Annotated in this window: 14 protein-coding genes; 9 read left to right on the top strand and 5 right to left on the bottom strand. The window is 34.4% G+C overall.

The genetic code is table 11. The features are described from left to right. A partial coding sequence (locus ACJAZK_RS00005; RefSeq protein WP_415222100.1) for a T9SS type B sorting domain-containing protein occupies positions 1 to 127 on the top strand: 127 nt, incomplete at its 5' end. 406 nt (positions 128 to 533) lie between these two features. Here ACJAZK_RS00005 and ACJAZK_RS00010 read toward each other — a convergent pair. Further along, complete coding sequence (locus ACJAZK_RS00010) at positions 534 to 6122, bottom strand: alpha-2-macroglobulin family protein (protein ID WP_415221984.1); 5589 nt, start codon at positions 6120 to 6122, stop codon at positions 534 to 536. A gap of 591 nt (positions 6123 to 6713) precedes the next feature. Between ACJAZK_RS00010 and ACJAZK_RS00015 the strand changes: the two genes are divergently transcribed. The 3 genes from ACJAZK_RS00015 (at position 6714) to ACJAZK_RS00025 (ending at position 9752) form a co-directional block, all read left to right on the top strand. Further along, positions 6714 to 8267: an aldehyde dehydrogenase family protein gene (locus ACJAZK_RS00015; protein WP_415221985.1), complete on the top strand. Its 1554-nt coding sequence runs from the start codon at positions 6714 to 6716 to the stop codon at positions 8265 to 8267. Positions 8268 to 8380: 113 nt separating this feature from the next. Next, positions 8381 to 9094 (top strand): hypothetical protein, encoded by a 714-nt coding sequence (locus ACJAZK_RS00020; protein WP_415221986.1) that lies wholly within the window; start codon positions 8381 to 8383, stop codon positions 9092 to 9094. Next, positions 9072 to 9752 carry a hypothetical protein gene (locus ACJAZK_RS00025; RefSeq protein WP_415221987.1) on the top strand — a complete coding sequence of 227 codons (681 nt, stop codon included), beginning with the start codon at positions 9072 to 9074 and terminating at the stop codon, positions 9750 to 9752. The genes ACJAZK_RS00020 and ACJAZK_RS00025 overlap by 23 nt, the downstream gene beginning before the upstream one ends. A 1080-nt stretch (positions 9753 to 10832) precedes the next feature. On the opposite strand, the gene ACJAZK_RS00030 is transcribed toward ACJAZK_RS00025, so the two are convergent. The 4 genes from ACJAZK_RS00030 to ACJAZK_RS00045 all read right to left on the bottom strand — a co-directional run bounded on the left by ACJAZK_RS00030 (position 10833) and on the right by ACJAZK_RS00045 (position 14730). Next, entirely contained in the window at positions 10833 to 11966 is a 1134-nt protein-coding gene (locus tag ACJAZK_RS00030; protein WP_415221988.1) for an ATP-binding protein, read from the bottom strand. A 65-nt stretch (positions 11967 to 12031) separates the two neighbouring features. Beyond that, the gene (locus ACJAZK_RS00035; RefSeq protein ID WP_415221989.1) at positions 12032 to 12760 is read right to left on the bottom strand and encodes a phosphodiester glycosidase family protein; all 729 of its coding nucleotides are present in this window, start codon (positions 12758 to 12760) and stop codon (positions 12032 to 12034) included. A gap of 160 nt (positions 12761 to 12920) precedes the next feature. Further along, positions 12921 to 13673: an SDR family NAD(P)-dependent oxidoreductase gene (locus ACJAZK_RS00040; RefSeq protein ID WP_415221990.1), complete on the bottom strand. Its 753-nt coding sequence runs from the start codon at positions 13671 to 13673 to the stop codon at positions 12921 to 12923. Positions 13674 to 13866: 193 nt separating this feature from the next. Further along, complete coding sequence (locus ACJAZK_RS00045) at positions 13867 to 14730, bottom strand: aldo/keto reductase (RefSeq protein WP_415221991.1); 864 nt, start codon at positions 14728 to 14730, stop codon at positions 13867 to 13869. A 105-nt stretch (positions 14731 to 14835) separates the two neighbouring features. Here ACJAZK_RS00045 and ACJAZK_RS00050 point away from each other — a divergent pair, with 105 nt between their 5' ends. The 5 genes from ACJAZK_RS00050 to ACJAZK_RS00070 all read left to right on the top strand — a co-directional run bounded on the left by ACJAZK_RS00050 (position 14836) and on the right by ACJAZK_RS00070 (position 20279). Further along, positions 14836 to 15408, top strand: coding sequence for a DUF4382 domain-containing protein (locus ACJAZK_RS00050; protein WP_415221992.1), 573 nt, complete (start codon positions 14836 to 14838; stop codon positions 15406 to 15408). A 165-nt stretch (positions 15409 to 15573) separates the two neighbouring features. Further along, complete coding sequence (locus tag ACJAZK_RS00055; RefSeq protein ID WP_028873039.1) at positions 15574 to 16575, top strand: AAA family ATPase; 1002 nt, start codon at positions 15574 to 15576, stop codon at positions 16573 to 16575. A gap of 97 nt (positions 16576 to 16672) precedes the next feature. Further along, entirely contained in the window at positions 16673 to 17539 is an 867-nt protein-coding gene (locus ACJAZK_RS00060) for a DUF58 domain-containing protein (protein WP_415221993.1), read from the top strand. Between the two features lie 50 nt (positions 17540 to 17589). Continuing rightward, positions 17590 to 19275, top strand: a complete 1686-nt coding sequence (locus tag ACJAZK_RS00065) for a hypothetical protein (protein WP_415221994.1) — start codon at positions 17590 to 17592, stop codon at positions 19273 to 19275. Next, positions 19275 to 20279, top strand: coding sequence for a vWA domain-containing protein (locus tag ACJAZK_RS00070; RefSeq protein WP_415221995.1), 1005 nt, complete (start codon positions 19275 to 19277; stop codon positions 20277 to 20279). The genes ACJAZK_RS00065 and ACJAZK_RS00070 overlap by 1 nt, the downstream gene beginning before the upstream one ends. Positions 20280 to 20537 lie beyond the last annotated feature (258 nt).

Genomic DNA, 20537 nt, shown 5'->3' on the forward strand with positions numbered 1-20537 from the left:
AGGCTGGAATGGAACCTACAACGGGAGCCAACTCCCAACAAGCGACTACTGGTTTGCAGTAGAGTACAATGAGCCTATTACAGGCGACCGTAAAGAATTTAAAGCCCATTTTACTCTGAAAAGGTAAAATAGGAAGTTAAGAACTAAACCCATACTCACACTCCACTTTACAAATTCTCACCTTATACCAATTATACCAAACCTCTTCTACTTTCGTTCCGCTATTAAATAATCGGTTTGATGTTTCCACTTTTTGATAGCTTCTAAACGTTTCCTAGAACCTACGGTGATCGCAATCTTTCAATCCCTAAAAACTCATCTTGTTGTTAGTCTAAGATTTCCATTTGATTAGCTATTTTGGCATAACCTTTACTGTTTTTAGTATGTGTTGATATAAAAACAACTACATAATAGGGTTTCTATAATAATAGTGCGATACTTCTTTTTATGGTTTTATCCTTCTGTCTTTATACTCTTTACGGAGTTTGTGTCCATCTTCTCTCGAAAAAAGGGAAGGATTTATTTTGTTCTTGTTACTTCACAACGGTAACCCAACGCCCTTTATTTCTCACAAAGAAATCATTATCATACATCGCTTCTGCTTGCGTTCCTGGGAGATAGTATGTTCCTAAGTAAGCTGCGTTGAGCATTACTGTGAATACTTTTTCTCCGTCATTATTCCCGCTTCCTCCTATGTCGAAATAGAAATTCACACGATCATCACGAATATCTGTATAACGTGCTTGGCTCGTTGTGGTATCGCCAAAATCTGTGAAGCGCGTATTGACAATTTCCCAGCCTGAAGGAAAAATCTGTGTTAATGCGACATTATAAAGTCGATTGTCATCTTTATTACTAACTGTTATTCTTGCTACGATATCTTGTCCTTGTTGTAATTTTTTAACATCTATACGGTTGCCCTTAAGGTCTTGATAAATGACAGTTACTCCAAGTCCACGTTGTTCAACTAATTCCTGACCTAACGGTAATTGACCAGAATTTAAAACCCTCACATACACTAAATTGCCAATACTGTTTTCAAGTTTTAGAGTATTTGATCCATCGCTAACCACAAGTTCTCTTTGTGCGATAGTACTCTTGGTGGTTATCGTTTCGGTTGTACCATTAAAAGTATAACTCAAATTCATGTCCTTTCCTCCATTAGCCTCAACAAGTTTTGCTATTGCTAATAAACTATATGCAGTTGTTTGCGTGCTCATCCATTGATTACTTGATAAATCTTTGGCTATTTGTTCTGCAAGATTGCGCGCTTTTGGGTTTTTAGTAATGATCATTGTTTCTAAAGCCATTGCTCTATTTCTATCTGCAGAGCCATAAGTGTAGTAATTATACTTTTGAGGTTTGAAACTTATATTGGCTTTATTAACTAATGTCTCACTCGCTTCCTTTTGTCCAGCTAATGCATAAGCGGCAGCTAATCGCCATTTTGCTTTATTAGAAATTTCGCTAAATTCTCGCAACCTGTTCATCGATGCTAAATCGGCACTTCCAGCTAATGCTAATGTGTATAATCGATAAGCCTGAGCTAAATCTGAATTATAGTTTCTATAGCTAGGTCTCCAATCTCTCGCGGCCTGCTTTTGGTAGTGCAACCAATTATTTTTAAATGTGAGTGGTAATACGAAGCCTTTCTTTTCGGCTTCAATCATAAAATGGCCTCCGTAACTCGTTCCCCAATCATTGGCAGTGTTTTCTCCAATCCAATAGCTTAAACCGCCATTTGGTCTTTGGAAATCACCCAAACGCTTGATTCCGTTTTCAATATTGGACTGGATTTCTTGTTTTTTCTCATACTTCAAATCAAAGATGTCACTTAAATATAACTGCGGAAATACGCCAGACGTGGTTTGTTCAACACATCCATGAGGATAGCGAATCAAATACTGAAGTCGCTTAGAGAAATCCATTGGCGGAAGCGTTGAAAACTCTACAACGGCGGTATTGGTTCCGGCAACGCCAAAAGTTGAAAATTCTACTATTTCCGAAGCATTTGCCTCCAGTTTCCCAGTCTCGTATTTTGAAGTCATCGGGTTTGGATTCGTAACATCAAGTTCTACTTTATAGGTTGATTTTTCGCCATTTCCGGTGGCAATCACTTCAACAGTATTAATGCCTTTTGCTTTTGAAACATCCAACTCAAAAAACGCCATTTTTTCATCAGGCTTTGTAAATTCGAGTTTCTGAGTAGCACTGCCAACAACTGAAATCCCGTCACTCAACTTTAAGCTTAAAGTCACGTTTTTCACCTTAGATTCCATAGCAAATAGAGTCACAGGAAGGGTTACTTTTTCTCCCGGACTTAATTTCCTTGGAAGTGTCGCCAACACCATCAAAGGCTTTTTGATTTCTACAGATTTGTCTGTGCTACCGTAAGCTTCGGTTTCGTTATTTCCTGCTATAACCATGGTGCGCACGGCTCCAATATAATTTGGTAACTTAAGTTGATGTGCTTTACGTTGTCCTGCTTTTAATTCAAAAGGCCCTAAATACGTCACTACAGGCTTAAAACGATTTGCCTTTTTATTCTTTCCCTTTGCAGCACTTCCATCACCACCAATTGCAAATACCTGATCAATACTTCCAGAATACGCTCCAATCACATCATCAAAAATATCCCAAGTTTTTACACCAAGTGCTTCTCGAGAATAGAACTCAGACCATGCATTAGGTGTTTTAAAACGAGTTAGATCTAGCAAGCCTTCCTCAACCATCGCAATAGTATAGGTCATGGCTTTTTTGTTTTTTTCTGAAACGAAAATCTCAAATTCTTGTTCTGGACGCAGGACACTTGCCATTTGTAATTCTGGTTCTAGAATTGTTTTTGGATCTTCAACTAAAATTGGAATCACTCCGTATAAACGGATTGGTAAATCATTGCTTGTAATCGCATGAGGTTGCAATAAAGAGATATTGATAAATACGTTTGGCGCCATTTCTGAAGTAATAGGAATATCAACCGTTGTTTCCCCTTTTTCGGTTTTTACCCATTTGTAATCAATCACATCAGATCCATTTTCTATACTCACCAATGCGCGACCTTCACTACCAGAGGGGAATTTTATTTTTGCAGTTTCACCAACATTATAGTTATCCTTGTCACTAGCAAAAACCAATATTTTAGCAGCTTCTTTATTGTTACCTGTTGACATACCAGACCAGTTTTTGTAGAAATAAGCAGTACGTCCAGTAGCATGACCACTTATAGGATCATAAATTCTAATCAGGTAACGCCCTCTATCGTTTTCAGGGATGTTAAGTGTGAACGTTGTTTTTCCATTTGCTCCTGTAGATGCTTTTTGGTTTAAAATTGGTCTATGGTAACTACTAGAGACATAGTTTGATAGGTTGTCGTAAGAAGAGTTCCACCACCAACGCCATTCTACTTTATAGACTTTAATTTCTAGATTATCTCGTTTTACAGGTGTTCCCTCTTTATTCACAACCGCTAGGTCAAATATTTGATTGGTGTCTGTGAAATAGGAACCATAGTAGTTACCTTCTGGTGACTTTAAACCAACATAAGACTCAAAAGGTGAATAGCTTTTCGTAAAGGCATCAAGAGAGAAATCACCTCCATTTTCAAAAGCTCTTACTAAAAATTCAGCGTTGAGCATTCCTGGTGCATTTTTACCAATATCCAGTTTTGTGCTAATTATTGCCTTTCCTTCTGCGTCAATATTGCCTTGAAAAACATTGAGTTCTTCGGTGTTAAATTGTCGTGTAGGATCATTAAATATGTAACCTTTATAGTTCTTAAAATTCGTGTATGAAGCATTAAATTTTGCTTTAACTTCTGCTTTAATGTTTTTTGCAGGAGCACCATGTAACCATTTTACATCGAGCGTTCCATAAAGAGGGTCTTTGCTAGAAAGGATTTCGTTTTCAAAATCAACTTTTATTTTTAGACGGTTAGGTTTTACAGTTTCAACTTTAAGAGCCTTGTAAAATTGCGCACCACCAACAGATATTTTTGCACTGTAGTTTCCGGTTTTTCCTTCGTGAGAGGTTGGTATAACAAACTTGAAGAAGTTATTCACATTATCTGAGGTTACGTTTTTGTAAACTAGTTTTCCGTTGGGATCGGTCACTTCCATCTTTACAGGGTGGCCTTCTGGAAGCTCATTAGCTTTATCATTGAGCATAAACGTTAAAAACAAAGAATCTCCAGGTCTCCAAACACCGCGTTCTCCGTAGATGTAGCCTTTTAGTCCGCGTTGTAATTTATTTCCTGAAACATCAAACTTACTTAGAGATAGAGAGTTTCCGTCGGTAAGCCTCATATAACTTGTGTTATTACCTTTGGTCACAATGGCAAAAGACGCATATTTATTAGCTTTATAAATTGCTAAACCTTCATTATTTGTAGAGACAGATCCAATTTCTTGTTGCTGAAAGTTAAATAATTTAATTATCGCATTGTCTTCAGGGTCAGTATTGAGGATATTTGTAACCGCAAAATAATAGGTCGTGTTCGCGCCTTGTTTAGCAATCACGCCTAAGTTAGAGGCAATTAAATTCTGTGTGACAATACGATTATCACTGTAGTAAGCATCGTTGCAAGGATTATCTCGTTGTCTCCAATTATATGTATAGTTTCGGTATCTATAATTACGATTATCCCAATAGTCTTCCTCTTTTAAATCTTCATCTTCAGTAGATGTTTCAGCATAATTTTCTTCATAATAGTAATCGTCTTCGTGGTAATAATCATCGTATTCATTATCTTCGTTCAGAGCACTACTTGGGTTGGCTTCGCAGTCATATAAAGAATAGTTTTTGTTGTAATCAATTTCTATACGATAAATTGCACCTGCGTCTGCTTTAAAAAACTTAGATAAATCGATGCTGTATGCTTTCCATTTTCCTGAGTTTTCTGCTGTCGATTGCAGTTGGATGGTTTGTTTAGCAATACGACGACCAACGCGTTTGATTTCATTTTGGTTATTGCTATTTAAAGGGTTGTCTTGTAAAAATTGCAAAACGTTATCTTCAAAAATTTTAATCACTCTAACATCAACACTACTTAAATTAACTGCCTCAAAATTAAATTTAAGATCATTAGAGTTTGGAAGAATAGTCCCATTATTAATGAGGCGAACCATAGGTTTTATTTCTTCAAAAGATATCGCCTCAGAAAATGGCTGTTTCAACTTATAACCAGTTTCATTTATAATACCTTGAAACACATCAATCTGAATATCACCAACTAATTTAGTGTCTGGATAGACTTTTAAGACGTTGCCAATGACCACAAATTTTGGTTTTTTTACGCCTTGAATAGTGACTAACCCATCAAAATTTTGTTGGTTTTTTATTGGGTCAGAAAAGTTGATATATAAAAACTGTTCAGGCGTTTTATAAGGTTCAACGTTGATAATTTTAAAATTATTTATTCCAGGAATTTGAATTGTATTTTTGCCTTTATTTTCTGCTTTTATAGATGTGCCATTCCATGTTATGAGTATTTCAGAATCGTCAGCCAAACGATTAATACTGTCAATTCTAAATTCGAATTGTTTTGCAGAGACATTGATTTCATCAAATTCTAATTTTAATTTCTTTCCGTTTTGAGAAGCTTCAACAAGTGTTTTTGCGGCTTCTATTGAAATTATATCTGCCGATTTAATGACAGCTTCTAGATATTGCCACTGTTTACTATACGATTGTAAAGCATTGGTATTGATACTGAAATTTGGAGTTATTGTTTTAAACTGAAAGACATAGTCCTCATAGTTTTTAGGCATGTTTTTATAAATCTGGTCTAATTTAACTTTAACCTTGTATTCAGTAGCTGGATCAAGGTGTTCGTCTGGCGTGAATATGATAGTATGGGTATTTAAAACGACTAATTTTCCATCTGTATGAGGTGAAAGACTTACGAGTTCTCCTTTTAATTCCTGTCCTTGTTCCCAACCTTCAATGGCATTGGCAAGGTTTATTTTTATAGGCTCTGCGACAGATTGTAATCCAGATGAGGTGTAACTTATATAGTCTCTATATTTGAATAAGTTATCCGTTTCTTGCGTAATAGTATCTTTCTTTTTACAGGAAAATAAAATTACTAAACAGAAAATAATGATGGAAAGATGTTTTAGTTTCATGGCTAATAGATGTGTTAATTGGTTTTTATGTTAAAACTCTAACCATCAATTTGATAGTTGGATACTCTAAATTTATACTAAAAATAGAGTTTTGGTGATGTGTTTATGTTAGGTGTTCTTGATAAAATAGTATTCGTTGCAAATGAGATAGAATTCGTTTTAGGACTGTTAGCTTCTGGGACACAAACATCAATTCTCTTTCTTCTATTGCCATTTTTGAAATATGACGACCAACTTTGATAGTTTTTCCCGCTTTACGTTATAAGTCTCCTCATTTTTCAAAGTCATATTCTTTTTAAGAATCGTAACTGCACTACCATGAATAATAATGGGGATTCTGATTTTGATTCTTGTTTTTCTTCGGAAATTTCCAACGCGCTAACTTTTGCTGTCTCATTAGCATTTTTGTCAAGTTCGTCAGAGCTAAAACATAGAGCTAACAACAGGGTAAATGAGAGGTTGTATTTATTGATAACGCATCGTTTTTAAGTGCTTTAAGGTTACAGTATTCGTTAAGGTGCATCAAGAAAAAACGATAATTTATTAGTAACTTCGCATGATAATTTAATAAATCATAAAATTTAAGCATATATGGAAGCAATTGCTACCGATTTCGGAATTAAAGACGCTTTACAGCAATTAGGTGTAAAGGATATTAATAACGGAACATCTACCGGTTCAAATAATTTTTCTACAGGAGAAATTATAGAATCTTACTCTCCTGTTGATGGACAATTAATTGGAAAAGTAAAGACGACAACACGAGCAGATTACGACAAGGTTATGGACGCAGCAACAACTGCATATAAGTCATGGAGAGATGTACCAGCGCCACAACGTGGAGATATTGTTCGTCAGTTTAGTAACAAATTAAGAGATTTAAAAGAGCCATTAGGAAAATTGGTGTCTTATGAGATGGGTAAATCTTTGCAAGAAGGTTATGGTGAAGTTCAAGAGATGATTGATATCTGTGATTTTGCTGTTGGATTATCAAGACAATTAAACGGACAAACAATGCCATCTGAACGTCCAGGACATGTAATGAGAGAACAATGGCATCCAATTGGACCTGTTGGGATCATTTCTGCATTCAACTTTCCAGTAGCGGTTTGGGCTTGGAATACATCTTTAGCATGGATTTGTGGTGATGTATGTGTTTGGAAAGGTTCTGAAAAAGCACCTTTATGTACAATAGCTTGTCAAAATATTATTGCAGAAATTTTAAAAGAAAATAATTTACCTGAAGGGATTTCTTGTATTATTAATGGAGATCACAAAGTAGGTGAAATGATGACTACAGATCATAGAGTTCCTTTAATTTCTGCGACTGGTTCAACAAGAATGGGAAGAATAGTTGGTACAACTGTTGCAGAGCGTTTTGGAAAATCTTTATTAGAATTAGGAGGTAATAATGCGATTATCATCACACCAACTGCAGACTTAAAAGTTGTGGTTCCTGGTGCTGTGTTTGGTGCTGTTGGAACTTGTGGACAGCGTTGTACGTCTACACGACGATTAATTATTCATGAATCTGTTTATGATAAAGTAAGAGATGCTATTGTTGGTGCTTATGGTCAATTAACCATTGGAAATCCTTTAGATGAAAAGAACCATATTGGACCATTAATTGATAAGGACTCTGTAAATACATATTTAGCTGCTATTGAGAAAGCGAAAGCTGAAGGTGGAAATGTATTAGTTGATGGTGGTGTTTTAGAAGGGAAAGGTTTTGAAAGTGGTTGCTATGTTAAACCAGCTATTATTGAAGCAGAAAATCATTTTAAAATTGTACAACATGAAACATTTGCTCCGATTTTATATTTAATAAAATATTCTGGAGAGGTAGAGAATGCTATTGTAAAACAAAATGGAGTTGCACAGGGATTATCTTCTGCGATTATGACCAACGAATTGAAAGAGGCAGAGAAATTTTTATCTTATGCTGGTTCAGATTGTGGAATTGCAAACGTTAATATAGGAACTTCTGGAGCCGAAATTGGTGGCGCTTTTGGAGGGGAAAAAGAAACAGGTGGAGGACGTGAGTCTGGTTCTGATGCTTGGAAAGTCTATATGCGCAGACAAACAAATACAATCAATTATTCTGATGAGTTGCCTTTAGCACAAGGGATCAAGTTCGATTTATAGCATACTTTAAATAATAGAAAAAAAGCCACATCAATTGATGTGGCTTTTTTTTTACAAATTGACGCAACCTTTTTATATTTTAGGCATCTATAGTATAAACCAATCCATTCACAATGAAACGACATCCACATTTCTTTTTGATCCTTTTCCCTTTGCTTATTTTAAGCTGCGAAGTGAGATTCGCGCCAGATGCTAGGGTACAAGTAAAAGGTATTATAATTAGTGATACTGGTGAGCCAATAAGCGACGCTCAAATAAGTGTTTACACAAGACGTTTATCTGGAGGGTATATTAATGCGCCAGGACCTTTAGGAACAGACGATTATTTACTTGGTCGAAATTATAGCAATCAAGACGGTACTTTTGAAGTGACTTCTCTATTTGATAGGGATGAAGATTTTTCTATTGTAGTATTCAATGAGAATAACTACACAAATTATTCATATACAACGAGTACTGTTGACTATGTGCCAGAAAATCTAACTTTTGATTTAGAAACGTTAACCTTAGATAGAGTTGCCACTATTGATTATGATTTTACTAGAACAAGCGTTGAGGGTAATACGTTTCAGTATGTTTTCAACTTTAGAGATACTGCTTGTTTAGAGTATTATGTTGAAGGTGTCCTAGATTCTGGTTTAAGTTACTGTTACCAAAACCGAACACTTAATAGAACACTAAATGACAACATGCCAGATATAGCAGGGCGTTTTAGTTCGCCTTACGGTACGGTTGTAGACTTCACCTATTCTATAAATGAGCAAGATTTAATTACCCAAACGTTTACTATAGACCAAGATAATTATGAGTTTACATTTAATTATTAAAAAGGCAGTTTTATGCTTATTTATAGCATTTGCTTTTGGTCTAAATGCACAAAATAATGAAGGACTAAAAGAAGCTATAGAGAGCGATGTTTCCATCCCCGATTCTAAACAACGCAATGTTGCGTATTCAATAGGTTATCATAATCCAATTCCAACTGGCGATAATTTTATTGGGAATGGCTTGGAAGGAAATGGGGGTTTGAATTTCAAAGTTCAAATATATGTATACAAACAGTTTTTTGTTGGAGGCTCTTTAGGTGCAAGTTATTTTGATGTAAAAGACCCTTCAATTTTAGGAGATTACAAAAAAACGAGAATTGCAGAGCAATTTTTATTTTTGGGCTATGAATTTATCCCTACCGAAAATTTCAGAATAGGTCTTACCGCTTCTGTTTTTGGAAAAGCGAGATATAAAAATCAAAAATCAGACAACGTCTATCAAATTGATACAGCACGATTAAATAGTTATGGTATTTATTTGACATATGAAATTTCACGCGAATTCATGATCTACCTAGATTACGCCTTTCGTGTTGACAAAACAAGAATTAATGTGCCAACGGCATTGGAGGGCACTTTTAGAAAAGGAGCCTTTAGTCAAATAGGAATCGGCCTCAAGTTTTCTTTCATAGGGAAAGATTTTATATCGCTATTTTAATTGGGAAAATATTATTTCCAATAAAATTTTCTAAAATCCGTTTCTATAACAGGAACGGTTTTTAGATTTTCAGATTAAACGATCCTTATGGTCTTAAGTCCAAAAGTTATGATAACGAAAGAGATTCAACACTTATATTGGAGAGCTAGTTTTGGTGCAAAGCCAATCGATTTAAGACGTTTTGGGAGTTTGGACAAATAAGAAGTTGTGAATTACTTATTTGAATCTTCAAAAGCAATACAACTGTACTAGCTGATGTTTCCGAATTTAAAAACATCAAAAAGAAAGATTTAAACACATCTAAAATTCAAATACTTCGTAAGAAATTTAAAGAAAAAATTAAAACCTATAACATTAAATGGATACAGCGTTTGGGGCTGTATCAGGAGCTTCTTCGAGAAAAAGTGACTTTGTTTATCGCTCTAAAATAGAAAACCTTATTTCATAATCGACAAGTCGTTTTTGAAATAAGGTAATTTGTAATTTATTAATAGCATTACTGAAATCGTAAAAAATTCAGTTACTATTCAAAAAAAACTATAAGTGGTTAAAAAAACTGTACGAATGGTGCTTTTAGTTGAAATTGGTTGTCGTCTTATTTTATGAAAAACCCACGAAAAGGACCTAAGAGATATAGCTGGTGTAAAGACTATTGTAACATCTTACAAAACAAAAACCTCATTTCATAACCGACAAGGCGATATAGAAATAAGGTCATATGTAATTGATTAATAGCACTTCAAAAATCGTAAAAATTTTAATAGGTGTAGAATAATTACTACAACAAGCGAAAAAAACGGTATGAATGGTAATTTGGGTTCTTATTAAGTGCTGTTAACTTTTTATATTATTAAAAATGCACGAAAATAATAAAAGGGAAGAACTGTTAAGAAGACTGCTACAGTGTTTTTGTGAAAAACAAAAACCTTATTTCCTTTTCGACAAGTCGATTTAGAAATAAGGTTGTATGTAATTGATTAATAGCAAAGCGAATTTCTTAAAATTTTTAGAAGCTCAAGAATAATTACTGTGACTAGCAAATAAAAAGGTCTAAGCGATAATCTTTGTAAAATACTTCGATTAACTGTACTTGATTTTACGTAAAATTCGAGTGGCCTCTTGGTAAGACTGGTAGACAAGTGTACTATGAGTTTTTAAATATGGTTTTGCTTCGTTTAGTTTATCAATGGCGTCATGAAATAAGTTGAGATAACATATTAAGTATGTTGCTGGTAAGTTTTCTAAATCTATTATTTCGTTGTTGTTGAGATTTAATCCCTTTTTTAATTTTTCTAATAAAGCATTGTTGGTATTATAGATATGATGTAATATTTTTTTATCAAATTGTGGAGGCTCAAATAGTAAGTTTGTTTCAATATTATAATGTGCGTTGTCTTCAAAGTGAATAATCGTTTCTTCTAGTTTATAATGTTTGTTTTGATTTTGTAGTCCTAGATTCACGTACTCAATGATTTTAAATGTATTTTCATTGAAGGAGATTGATACTTCATCAAAAGTTGAAAAGAATAAGCGTACTTGCTCGTTAATTAACTCGATATCCACTCTAGAGAAAAATACGTTATTTTTTACTAATTTCTTTTGACCAGACCAGCATAATACAAAATACTCTTTAAAGACTTTGTATTGCGGATTATAATCTTTGCGCATATTCATGAAATCAAATACACCGTCAAGTGTGTATTCAATGTTGTTTTGAGAATGAGATTCTATTGCTGCTACGATCTTAGAATTTACATCTTCAATTTCGATATTAAATACTTTTGGCATACTTATACTTCCATCTCTTAAAAACACAGAGCCACCATAATATTTCCATATATTTTTTTTTAATGAAGTTATTTTGTCAATAGGTCTAATGGTAACTAAGCCAACTACTTTATTCTCTGGCAAATGAGGAAACGGGATATTCTCATACTGCACAATTGGTGGATTCGAGAGATAAGCATTGATGAGGTTTTGAATTTTACTATCATCAAAAAAGTTAACACCAATAATTTGATTGTCTTCGTCTTCAACTCCAATAACGATAAAAGAGTTGTTTTTAGGGTTGCTATTTGAAAGAGCACAAACATGTTTCAAAAATTTTGCTTTACCTTCTTTATGAGTAATATCAACTTTTCGTTTTTTATCATAAAAACTATTCTCATCATTATGAGCAAGTAGGTTTTTGATAAGAAGTCGTTTATTAATCATGTTTACTTTCCGCGAAAGCGGACATCTATTTAGTTCATTTCACGTAAAAATAGGAATTTCTTTATTTAATTCATCGTTTTAGTTTCTGCTATAATTATTCCAAAATCACCATCTTCTTGCTTCCATTTTTTCTTCGGAAGGTAAACTCTAGACACAAATCCGTCGAGATATAAAGCATTTTTGCAACCACGATTTTTAAAGAATGCTGCAAAATCATATAAAGTAATAGGGTTTTTAGACATGGCAAATAAAAGCGTACCATTTGGTAGAATGCCAATGCCATTTCTAATGTGTAAATTTTTAGAATTTTTTACAAAAACAGGATGAAGATTACCATTAATCACTAGCATTGGTCCAGATTGAGTTGCATAACGGATACTTGGGCTGCTATTAAAATCTGTTGTTTTGACTACAATACCTTGATGATCATTAGTTATATAGAATATCCCGTTGGGTTGTAAATAGAAGTTACCATAGGCTTCTTTTGTGGTGTCTATTTGTTTTCTTGTTATGCCCTTTTCTATATATAAACCTTGAGGAGACCCATCTTTAAGGTACATGCCACCATTCATAGCAAATACAAGTTCCTGATTTTTATGTAAAAGCTCTTGTTTTAAAGTTTTAAAATTTCCGAAGTTAATACCTATGTCATTTTGATGATAAAATTTTAGAGTCTGGGTATTTAAATCTACTTTATGAATAATAAAACGGGTATCCTCAATTTTTTGAGCGATTGAGGGACATGAGGTCATCCATAAAGAAAGACAAAAAACACAAGATATTAATTGTTTCATGAGTTTATAGCTCCTGTTTTTTAAGGGCCAAATGTTGTGGTATATTAATCATTACTGTGAGTGATAGCGCTCTTAATATACTCATTTTATCTTTATGAGTTACTCGTTTATTTTTCAATATTTTGATATTGTATTAATCCATTCTTGCCAATCTAGTTAATCATAATTCTTTATTTACAATTGTAGAATTAGCTTGTGCTGTGCAAAACATAAGGACATCTGCAATATTCACATGAGCCGGTCTCGAAATAGCGAATTGGATGACTTCTGCAATATCTTCAGCTTGTAAAGCTTTGAAACCTTTGTAAACATTATCTGCAACTGGGTTGCCCTTAAATCGTACTTGAGAAAATTCGGTTTCTACGAGACCAGGATTTATGGCAGTTACTTTTATTCCGAATGGATTTAAATCAATTCGCATTCCTTCAGTTATTGCTAAAACCGCATGTTTGCTTCCGCAATACACATTTCCTTTTGCATACACTTCTTTTCCTGCAGATGACCCAATGTTGATTATATGACCACTTTTACGTTCGGTCATTTGAGGTATAATGGCTTTGCTCACATAAAGCAATCCCTTAACGTTGATATCCATCATAGCATCCCAATCGTCCATGTTTCCAGTTTGTATTGGGTCCATTCCATGCGCATTTCCAGCGTTATTAATTAGGATATCTATGGTTTTGAAATCTTTGGGTAGCGACTCAATGGCTTCAAAAATTGCTTTTTTATCACGTACATCAAAGTTGAGTGTATGCACATTTGTTTGTTTGCTTAATTCTTTTTGGGTGGTGTCTAAACGTTCTTGACGTCTTCCACAGAGGATTAAATTAATCCCATGTTTTGCAAATTCCTGAGCTGTTGCTCTACCAATTCCGCTTGTTGCTCCTGTTATTAATGCTGTTTTGTTCATATTTCTATCATTTCTGAGTATGTAGGAATCTTATTAATTAATTTATCTGTTATTTATTCAATCTAATCGGTCTACATGCCTATGTAATTTACAATAGTAAGATATTGAATACTTCTATGGCGACTGCGACTGAATACTATTTTATTTACACGAGTAAACACGGCTAACTGAATACTGTTTACTGCCAACTATTTCAAGGCACTTCATAGCCTTGGCAAGCCTCTAATAGTTTAAACCAATCTTCTAATTCTAAGTCAATATGTATCGCTTTTGCAGCATTAGAAATTCGCTGTTTTGTTGTGGTGCCAATTACCGGATGAATACCTGAAGGATGTTTTAAAATCCAGGCTAAAAGTAATTGGTCTTTAGTGACCTTATACTTGTCTAGCAACTCATCCAATTGTTTATGTATGCGTTGTGTTTGCTCGGTATCTTCTCTAAATACATTGCCTAAAGGTGACCAAGCCATTGGTGTGATGTTTTTGTTCCCCGTGTGATCTAAAGACCCATTGTGCATTGCTGTATGTTGTGTAAGCGAAAATTCTATTTGATTAATAGAAACATCAATAGTTTTTGATACTAATTCTACTTGAGAAGGCGTGAAGTTAGAAACACCAAAATCCTTAATTAAACCTCTTTTTTTTAAGTTTGAAACGGCTTCTGCAATCTCATCTGGCTGCATTAATGGACTTGGTCTATGCAACAATAGTACATCGAGGTAGTTGGTCTTTAAATGTTTTAAAGAGTCTTCTGTAGATTGTATGATATATCTTTTGCTATAGTCGTAATGTTTAACAGTATTAGATCTATTGTTACTTAGGAGTTGTATACCACACTTGCTAATGAGCTGAATATGGTCTCGTTGAATGCCACTTTCCGCAAAAGCGAGACCAAAATCAGCCTCTGTAGTATAGCTGCCATAAATATCAGCATGGTCAAATGTGGTAATGTTTTGTTCAATACAATGTTGTATTAGGTCTATAAATTGGTTTTTGTGGAGTTGTTTTCCCCAAACTCCCCAAGTCATAGTCCCTGCAATTAATCGGGAATATTTCACTTTTTTTTCAGTTTATAATGGTTTTTATGCAATTCATGTATAAAAATAGTCAAATCTATAATAATGAAATATCATTGTTTAAGATTTATCTAATGTCCCCATATTATGAAAACCTCACGTAATTTTAAAATCCTTGTTATTGGTGTATTAACTTTGTTTTTAATGACCGGCTGTTCTAATGAATTAGAAACAGAAACATTTGAAAATAGTACGTTAGTAACCGTTAAGCTACAAGGAACTCCTAGTGCTTTTAGTAAAGCAAATTTAGAAATAATAGATGTACAACTTCGTGTTTTAGAAGACGAATTAAATCCCAATGCATGGGTGAGTTTAAATACGGTGAACACAGGGATTCATGATTTAACAAAAATCACAGATGATAGAGTTGTTACATTGGTTGATTTTGAAGAAATACCTTCACAGTTTATCTACAACATTAAATTAGTATTTGGAGATAATAACACGGTTACAAAAAATGGCTTAGAATATGTTTTAGATATTGCTCCAGAGTGCGACAATGCTTCAATAAATATTGTAGGAAAACAATTGGTTTCTAATAAGGTATATGATTTTGTGTTAGTGTTTGATACAGATGAATCTATTAAAATGTCTTCGGAAGGTTCTGCGAACCTAAACCCAAAAATGTCTACGGAAATGAGACTTTTTAATCTGTTTTAGTAATAGATTTTTAATCGTTTTAACCAATATAAAAAAGTTAAAGGCAACACAAATCGTGTTGCCTTTAACTTTTAACCAATTCTTAACAGCATTTCAGCAAAAAATTTAACAATTTGCGTAACTAAATTAAATGGAGTTAATCACAACGTTTAAAACCGATATATAATGGAAGAAACAGGTACAATTGACATTAAAAGCATCAATGAGAAAATAGAAAGAGAAAGTGCTTTTGTTGATTTATTAATGATGGAAATGAATAAAGTTATCGTTGGTCAAAGACACATGGTAGAACGTTTACTCATTGGACTTCTTGGTAGAGGGCACATTTTATTGGAAGGTGTTCCTGGATTAGCAAAAACCTTAGCCATTAATACACTTGCCCAAGCTGTTGACGGAAGCTTTAGTAGAATACAGTTTACGCCAGATTTATTACCTGCTGATGTGGTAGGAACACTCATCTATAATATGAAGATTAATGATTTCTCCATAAAGAAAGGGCCAATATTCGCAAACTTTGTTTTGGCAGATGAGATTAACAGAGCACCAGCAAAAGTGCAATCTGCTTTATTAGAAGCCATGCAAGAAAAACAAGTGACCATTGGCGATGAAACTTATATTTTAGACAAGCCCTTTTTAGTAATGGCAACTCAAAACCCAATAGAACAAGAAGGAACATATCCATTACCAGAAGCACAAATTGACCGTTTTATGCTAAAAACGGTTATTGATTACCCTAAGAAAGACGAAGAGCAACTCATTATGCGAGCAAATCTTAAAGGGTCTTGGGAAAAAGTAAACCCTGTAGTCTCTATTGCTCAAATTTTAAGAGCGCAAGAGGTTGCAAGAGAAGTGTATATGGATGAGAAAATCGAAAAATATATTCTTGATATTATTTTCGCAACACGTTATCCAGAACAATATAGATTAGCAGATTTGAAACCATTGATTTCTTTTGGAGCGTCGCCTCGTGGAAGTATTAATTTAGCTACTGCTGCAAAATGTTATGCATTTATAAAGCGTCGTGGTTATGTGATTCCTGAAGATGTTCGGGCAGTAGTTCATGATGTGTTGCGACACAGAATTGGGATTACTTATGAAGCAGAAGCAGAAAACATAACTTCTGAAGACATTATTAATAAGATTGTAAACGAAATCGAAGTCCCATAGAATTGTCATTCCGCACTTGATGCGGAATCTTTTTAATTTTTAGAACAGATTTAATTTGATAGATTCTGCATCACCCGCGGAACGACAGAACAAGACAATGGATACTAAGGAATTACTAAAAAAAGTACGAAAAATTGAGATTAAGACACGACGGTTGTCTGATCATATATTTGGAGGTGAATACCACTCGACATTCAAAGGTCGTGGTATGACTTTTTCTGAAGTTCGCCAGTATCAATTTGGTGATGATGTTCGCAATATTGATTGGAATGTTACTGCACGTTACAATGAACCATACATTAAAGTTTTTGAAGAAGAACGTGAATTAACTATGATGCTCATGGTTGATATTTCGGGCTCTGAGTTATTTGGAACAGACGAGCAGTTTAAAAATGAAATCGTTACCGAAATTTCTGCAACATTGGCATTTTCTGCAACACAGAACAACGATAAAATAGGTCTCATTTTATTTTCAGATGCGATTGAATTGTATATTCCTCCAAAAAAAGGACGTTCCCACGTACTGCGTATTATTAGAGAATTAATTGAGTTTAAGCCAAAAAGTAAACTTACAGATATTTCTGAAGCTCTAAAGTTTTTATCCAATGTGATGAAAAAGAAAACTATTGTTTTCATGCTCAGTGATTTTATTACTGATGATGACTATAAGCAAAACTTAAAAATTGCAGCTGGGCGGCATGACATTACGGGGATTCGAGTTTTTGATAAAGGAGAAGAAGCCATTCCAAATTTAGGAATGGTACAAATGCAGGATGAAGAATCTGGGGAATTGGTGTTGGTTAATACAGCTTCAAAACAGGTGAGAGCCAATTATAGTAAGTACTACAATGAAAAAGTAGGCTTTTTTAAAGAGACTTTTACAAAATCTGGTGCTGGTACAATTGATTGTCGTGTAGACGAGAGTTACGTGAAAAAATTACTAGGCTATTTTAAAAGAAGATAATATAGAAACAGCAAAATATCAGGTTGGGCGTAGTCGAAACCTAGTTTAAAATGAATAAAATTAATTTAAATATAAAAGATTTTAAAAAAAGTGTAACAGGCTTCCGTCTTTCGTCTTCGGTCTTTTTGCCTATGCTCTTGTCTCTATGCTCTTTCTCTTCTTTCGCCCAAGTCACATCATCAATTGATACCACGAACATTAGAATTGGTGAACAAATTTCGTTCAAGATACAAGTAGAAGCAGATTCTACAGATTTGGTTGTTTTTCCAGAAGGCCAAACGTTTTTGCCTCTGGAGATGATAGAGGCTTTTAAGATTGATACGACTAAAAACAACAACAAATTTCAGCTTATAAAAGAATATGCATTAACGCAGTTTGATTCTGGAGCATATACCATTCCAAAGCAAAAAATATTTGTAGGTGATAAGATATTTTTCACAGATTCGTTGCGTGTTGATGTTCAAACTATTGCTGTAGACACTACAAAACAAAAGCTGTTTGATATCAAACCAATGATTGCGGTTGAGAAAGCGACGAGTAAATGGTGGTTGTATGTCCTTGCTGGTTTGTTGGCTTTGGCTTTAATCGGTTTTGTGTTGTATTGGTTTATCTGGAGAAAAAAACCATTGACAGAGGAGGAGAAAATTGCATTACTTCCACCATATGATAGAGCCAAAATGGCATTAAAGAAATTAGATGAGAGTGATTATCTTCAAAAGTCAGCATTAAAGAATTACTATTCAGAATTGACTTTTATCATTAGAAAATATCTTGATGAGAAAGTGTACGATCGTGCATTGGAGAGTACAACAGATGAGTTGGTAGGTCGTTTAAACATGCTTCGTGATGCCAATCAAATAGAGTTGAGTAATGAAGATATAAAAAACATTGAAACGATTCTGAAACGTGCCGATTTGGTAAAATTTGCAAAATCAGCACCAGATATAGAGCTCGCTAAGTTAGATAGAAATACGATTGATATAGAAATTGATCAGGTTAAGGAGGCATTGCCAGAACCAACGGAAGAAGAGATGCTTTTAAACGAGCAATATAGAGACGAACAAGAACGTAAAAAGAAGCGTAAAAAGATTTGGCTTACCATTGCTGCAAGTCTTTTAATAGTGATGGCGACGTTCGTCGGTTTTGGAGTTAAATATGGCTTTAAATATGTGGTTGATACGATTGTTGGGGAAGAGAGTAAAGAATTATTAGAAGGCGATTGGGTACGTAGTGATTATGGTGTGCCACCAATTATGATTTCGACTCCTGTTGTTTTGGAGCGTATGGACTTACAGGTTGTAGACACGCTACAGCAAGTGAAAATGACGGTGTTTTCATATGGAGACTTATTTAGTGATATGACTATTTTGGTGAGCACTGCCAAATACAAAGATCTTGGTAAAAATGCAGATGGAGAGCCCAATACAATTGATTTAAGACTTGCTATTGAAGGCCATCTTAAAACCTATGAAGATAAGGGTGCCAGAAACCTCATTATAAAACAAGAGCAATTTATAACACCAAACGCTGCAGAAGGCTTAAAAGCTTACGGGATAGCACAATTCCCCGCAGAGAAAGAAGGCGAGTTTAGAGACAGTGAATACGTTATTTTAGCCTTCACTGCTGAGAATGTATTGCAACAAATCGCATTGGTTTGGAATAATCAAAATGACTATACGAACCAAACTATTGACCGTATTATTAAGTCTATAGAACTTAAAAAATTGGAAGAGTAATGTTTGAAGGGATAGAGTTTTTAAATAAAGAGTTTTTCTGGTTGTTCTTATTACTACCATTAGTAATAATATGGTATCTTTTTAAACAAAAACAACAAACGGCAGAACTCAAAATGTCCAGTATTAAAGGCTTTAAAGTCGGGAATTCTCTGCTTCCAAAACTGCGACCAATATTGTTTGTATTGCGATTAGCAGCACTGTCATTTCTTATTGTGGCATTAGCCAGACCACGAACGTCTGATGAGACTACAAAAACGAAAACGACTAAAGGTATTGATATCGTCATGGCCATAGATGTCTCTGCCAGTATGTTGGCAAAAGATTTATTACCAAACCGTTTAGAGGCTTTAAAAAAGGTAGCTGCCGAGTTTATACTAGGGCGACCAAATGATAGAATTGGCTTGGTAGAATACGCAGGAGAAAGCTATACTAAAACACCAATCACGAGTGATAAAGGCATTGTATTGCGCTCGCTAAGAGATATAAAATACAACACGATTATAGAAGGTGGGACAGCCATTGGGATGGGGCTGGCCACATCTGTCAACAGATTAAAAGACAGTAAAGCTAAAAGTAAAATCATTATTTTACTGACAGATGGTGTTAATAACTCTGGATTTATAGACCCAAAAATTGCCAGTGAATTAGCAGTAGAATATGGTATCAAAGTTTATACTATAGGTTTAGGTACTAACGGGATGGCATTATCACCCTATTCTATTTTACCTAACGGAAAGTTTCAATACCGAAGAGTAAACGTAGAGATTGATGAAGCCCTTCTCAACGAGATTGCAGATGTCACTGGTGGCACTTATTTTAGAGCGACCGATAACAAGAAATTAAAAGACATTTATAACGAAATAAATAAACTCGAAAAGACCGAAATTGAAGAAATTAAATACACAGCGTATGATGAAAAATATCGTCCGTTGATTTTAATAGCTCTAGGTTTACTACTTATTGAAGTATTGCTGAGGTTTACTGTTTTTAGGAGTTTTGTGTAGTTAAGTTTGAGGTTATTTGACGTAAGACGGAGGATAGAAGACCAAATGATTGAGCTCTAATTTTTTTTAGAAACAAGAAACAAGAGTGAAAAGAGATTTGACTTCCATAACAGTAGGTCGCAGGAGTAAGGCTCTGCCCTTTTACAAAGGGTAGACAGATTGAGCAAAGCGAAATTAGAAGGGTTAAATTAGAAAGAGTAAATCAAGAATAACAAGTAAAATGGATTAAGTTATTGGGAAAGAGTAATCCAACTCGAC

It is taken from the genome of Psychroserpens sp., from assembly GCF_047633235.1.
Taxonomy (GTDB): Bacteria; Bacteroidota; Bacteroidia; order Flavobacteriales; family Flavobacteriaceae; genus Psychroserpens.

Excerpts from the sequence above, each read along its gene's own strand:
- ACJAZK_RS00010 (WP_415221984.1), bottom strand. The coding sequence starts at position 6,122 with ATGAAACTAAAACATCTTTCCATCATTATTTTCTGTTTAGTAATTTTA.
- ACJAZK_RS00015 (WP_415221985.1), top strand. The coding sequence starts at position 6,714 with ATGGAAGCAATTGCTACCGATTTCGGAATTAAAGACGCTTTACAGCAA.
- ACJAZK_RS00020 (WP_415221986.1), top strand. The coding sequence starts at position 8,381 with ATGAAACGACATCCACATTTCTTTTTGATCCTTTTCCCTTTGCTTATT.
- ACJAZK_RS00025 (WP_415221987.1), top strand. The coding sequence starts at position 9,072 with ATGAGTTTACATTTAATTATTAAAAAGGCAGTTTTATGCTTATTTATA.
- ACJAZK_RS00030 (WP_415221988.1), bottom strand. The coding sequence starts at position 11,966 with ATGATTAATAAACGACTTCTTATCAAAAACCTACTTGCTCATAATGAT.
- ACJAZK_RS00035 (WP_415221989.1), bottom strand. The coding sequence starts at position 12,760 with ATGAAACAATTAATATCTTGTGTTTTTTGTCTTTCTTTATGGATGACC.
- ACJAZK_RS00040 (WP_415221990.1), bottom strand. The coding sequence starts at position 13,673 with ATGAACAAAACAGCATTAATAACAGGAGCAACAAGCGGAATTGGTAGA.
- ACJAZK_RS00050 (WP_415221992.1), top strand. The coding sequence starts at position 14,836 with ATGAAAACCTCACGTAATTTTAAAATCCTTGTTATTGGTGTATTAACT.
- ACJAZK_RS00055 (WP_028873039.1), top strand. The coding sequence starts at position 15,574 with ATGGAAGAAACAGGTACAATTGACATTAAAAGCATCAATGAGAAAATA.
- ACJAZK_RS00060 (WP_415221993.1), top strand. The coding sequence starts at position 16,673 with ATGGATACTAAGGAATTACTAAAAAAAGTACGAAAAATTGAGATTAAG.
- ACJAZK_RS00065 (WP_415221994.1), top strand. The coding sequence starts at position 17,590 with ATGAATAAAATTAATTTAAATATAAAAGATTTTAAAAAAAGTGTAACA.
- ACJAZK_RS00070 (WP_415221995.1), top strand. The coding sequence starts at position 19,275 with ATGTTTGAAGGGATAGAGTTTTTAAATAAAGAGTTTTTCTGGTTGTTC.